General features: G+C 46.5%; 4 protein-coding genes. 3 read left to right on the top strand and 1 reads right to left on the bottom strand.

Annotation, left to right across the window (positions count from 1 at the left end; all coding sequences use genetic code 11):
* Nucleotides 1–102: 102 nt before the first annotated feature.
* Together Q0991_RS12285 and Q0991_RS12290 are read left to right on the top strand one after the other, a co-directional pair.
* Entirely contained in the window at nt 103–498 is a 396-nt protein-coding gene (locus Q0991_RS12285; protein WP_299488915.1) for a hypothetical protein, read from the top strand.
* Nucleotides 429–2,003, top strand: coding sequence for a tetratricopeptide repeat protein (locus Q0991_RS12290; RefSeq protein WP_299488917.1), 1,575 nt, complete (start codon nt 429–431; stop codon nt 2,001–2,003). The genes Q0991_RS12285 and Q0991_RS12290 overlap by 70 nt, the downstream gene beginning before the upstream one ends.
* A gap of 64 nt (nt 2,004–2,067) precedes the next feature.
* On the opposite strand, the gene ubiE is transcribed toward Q0991_RS12290, so the two are convergent.
* Nucleotides 2,068–2,799, bottom strand: a complete 732-nt coding sequence (gene ubiE / locus Q0991_RS12295; RefSeq protein WP_299488919.1) for a bifunctional demethylmenaquinone methyltransferase/2-methoxy-6-polyprenyl-1,4-benzoquinol methylase UbiE — start codon at nt 2,797–2,799, stop codon at nt 2,068–2,070.
* A gap of 37 nt (nt 2,800–2,836) precedes the next feature.
* Here ubiE and Q0991_RS12300 point away from each other — a divergent pair.
* Nucleotides 2,837–3,057, top strand: a 221-nt coding sequence (locus Q0991_RS12300) for a Tab2/Atab2 family RNA-binding protein (protein WP_299488921.1), incomplete at its 3' end; no start/stop codon positions are given.

Below are 3,057 nucleotides of genomic sequence, written 5' to 3' on the forward strand. Positions count from 1 at the left end.
TTTCGTCTCCTTTGCATTGATCGAAGGAGACTTTTCTACCGCGGGATAGGTTAAACCTGACGAGTCCTGCGCTAAAAGCGCAGGCTTAGAAATGATAGTGATTTGATTGACCCTAATGTCAGGCGACAACTGGTGTTGTTAAGTGGTGGAGTGTTACGAGAACTTATCCGCTTAAGCCAAGAATGTTGCCGTGAATGTATGTTGGAACTGGAGCTAGCCTCCACAAAGTCCGATCTCGTGATTGATGCCGATATCTTAGCGGCAGCCGTCAAAACCTTACGGAATCAATTTGCTCGTAGTTTAGGCAGCCAACTTTATGAATTGCTGGTCAAAATCTATGCGGACTTTACGCCCCCGGATGCCCAAAGTTCAGAGTTTCTAGAATTACTGCATGGTCTCTATGTGTTGGAATATGAAAATGATGATTTGTGGTACGACCTGCATCCATTGGTAACGGATTTATTGCAGCGCAAACAGTTATTGACCTCTTCTACCTAAGTAGCATCATGGTGATGCAGGCAAAACTCAGCCCTCATAATCAGCGCGAATTGAGTAAACTAATTATCTCGATTCGTGCCAATGCCCATCACCTCGATTTATTTTTGGCTGTTTGTGATGATCACGAGCTTCGAGATCTGCTCATCCAGCAGTATGAGAAGACTCTAGCTAATGAAGGATTTACGCTTGATCGAGTTGGCATAAATCCAAAGGCACCTAGTCTTAAAGTGGCTCTGGATGAATTCGTCAAATATAACCCTGGGTTGCAATCAAATGCAGTAGTGACCGTGTTGGGTAGTTCGAGTTTGTTTGGGGTTCGGCTAGCAGAGGATAAATCTGAACAGGAAAAATTCTTTTTCTCTTTGCAATGGACTCGGGAAGCACTACGGGAGTTTAAATTTCCAGTGGTGATCTGGTTATCTGACCCTGTGGCGACAGGAATATCACAGCAAGCCCCAGATTTTTGGAGTTGGCGCAGTGGTGTATTTGAATTTGAAGCTCAACCAAAGGGAGCTGAGCAAGCTTACTCACCTATGCGACCGGAAGATGATACTGCCTTTGCACTTGAAGCCGATGATCTGACAACATTAGCCCATACAATTTCAGACTTACAACAACAAATTGATGGGCTGCAACGCCAAAATTCAAAATCTCCCCTTTTAACGACCCTGTTGACCGAGCTAGGGGATGCTTATAGTCAGCAATGTGCTTATGAATCTGCACTCAATGCTTATAGGCAAGCGCTTGAACAAGCTGGCAATAGTAAGAATCAGTCAAAACAAGCGTACATTATTTTCAAATTAGGAGATGTCCTCTTAAATTGTCGACGCTATAAGCAAGCCCGGACTTATTATCAGCAGGCGCTTGATACCGATATTGAGACCAATAATCGCAATGGCCAAGCGATGGCTTACCACCAACTCGGTAGAGTTGCCCAACAGCTACGGGAGTATGAGCAAGCCCTCGCTTATTATCAGCAGGCACTCGATATCATGATTGAGACTAATAATCGCAATGGTCAAGCGATGACCTACCATCAGCTTGGTAGAGTTGCTCAACAGCTACGGGAGTATGAGCAAGCCCAGACTTATTATCAGCAAGCTCTCGATATTTCTATTGAAATAAATAACCGCAATAGTCAAACTGCGACCTACCACCAGCTCGGTATGGTTGCTGAAGAGCTACGGGAGTATGAGCAAGCCCGGACTTATTATCAGCAGGCGCTTGATATCGCAATTGAAACCAATAATCGCAATGGTCAAGCGATGACCTACCATCAGCTTGGTATAGTTGCTGAAGTATTAAATGACATATCAGCCGCAAAAAGGTTCTATCTTCAAGATTTACAAATCACAGTTGAAGTGAATGATCAAGCTGGATTGGAAGTGTCCTGTAGAAATTTGGCTCGATTCTACAAAGAACACCCTGACGATGACTGGCTAGCGAATGCTGCTCAGCTCTTGAATACATCGCTAGATGAGCTTAAGGCTATGATTGCCAAATAGCTGAACGAGAATAACAAAATCATATTTGTACATATCGAGAGTCAAAGATCACTTCAAGGCGAAATCAGCTAAAAGCCCGCCGTTCTTTGCCGGTAGGTTTCATTGCCACCAAAACCCCCATTAATCCCCCAGCAATCGGGTAGTGGGTCACATCAGTTAATCCAGAATCTTTCGCTAGTCTTTCCTGCTCTGGCCCGGGGGGAAACCGCTCTAGGCTAGGCGTTATATAGGCATATTCATCCGTGAGGCCATAGCGCTGAGCCACAGGCACCACCACCGATTGCAAATACCAATCTTGAAACTGCTGGATCCAAACCTGCTGGGGTTGATGAAAATCTAGAATCGCCACACGAGCACCGGGCTTCAGCACCCGATAAATTTCGCCCAGACATCGGGGAATATCGGTGACATTGCGGAGGCCATATCCCATCGTGATGCAGTCAAACTGATCGGTGGCAAAGGGCAACTCCAGGGCATCTCCTTCTACCCAGTCCAGGGATAAATGAGGGTATTGGGTCTTGCTGCGTTGCTCGGCAACCGCCAGTTGCTCTGAGGAAAAATCGACTCCAGTCACCTTACCTGGGGATACTTTTTGAGCCAACAGTCTGGCTAAATCTCCACTGCCACAGCAAATGTCTAATCCTTGATCACCCGGTTGGGGATTGGCCCATTTGACCGCCATCATTTTCCAAATGCGGTGCTGGCCCAAGCTCAACCATTGATTCAGATCATCATAAACAGGGGCAATGCGGTTAAAGATGTCTTGAATATCAGAGGATAGAGGAGTTGGGCTCATGGGGGGCAACTGTTGACCGATGGAGAAGGCAGAAACGATGACGATCTGGCAAGTAGACTTTGATCGCCGTCCTCTTAAGAATACTGAGGACTATCCCCTCTGGGAACTCACCGTTTATGATCCGCAAACCCAAATGGCCTGCCATCGGCTTTGCCCTGAACCCAACGTCAGTCCTGATTGGCTGGTGGCAGAGCTACAAGAACTCTTTACCTTAATGGGGCCACCCCCCACCCAGTTCCAAGTCTTTAGACCCCGCAG

The organism is Acaryochloris sp. IP29b_bin.137, assembly GCF_028285745.1.
In the GTDB taxonomy this organism is placed as follows: Bacteria; Cyanobacteriota; Cyanobacteriia; order Thermosynechococcales; family Thermosynechococcaceae; genus Acaryochloris.

Coding starts and splice junctions, on each gene's coding strand:
- ubiE (WP_299488919.1), bottom strand. CDS start 2,799: ATGAGCCCAACTCCTCTATCCTCTGATATTCAAGACATCTTTAACCGC.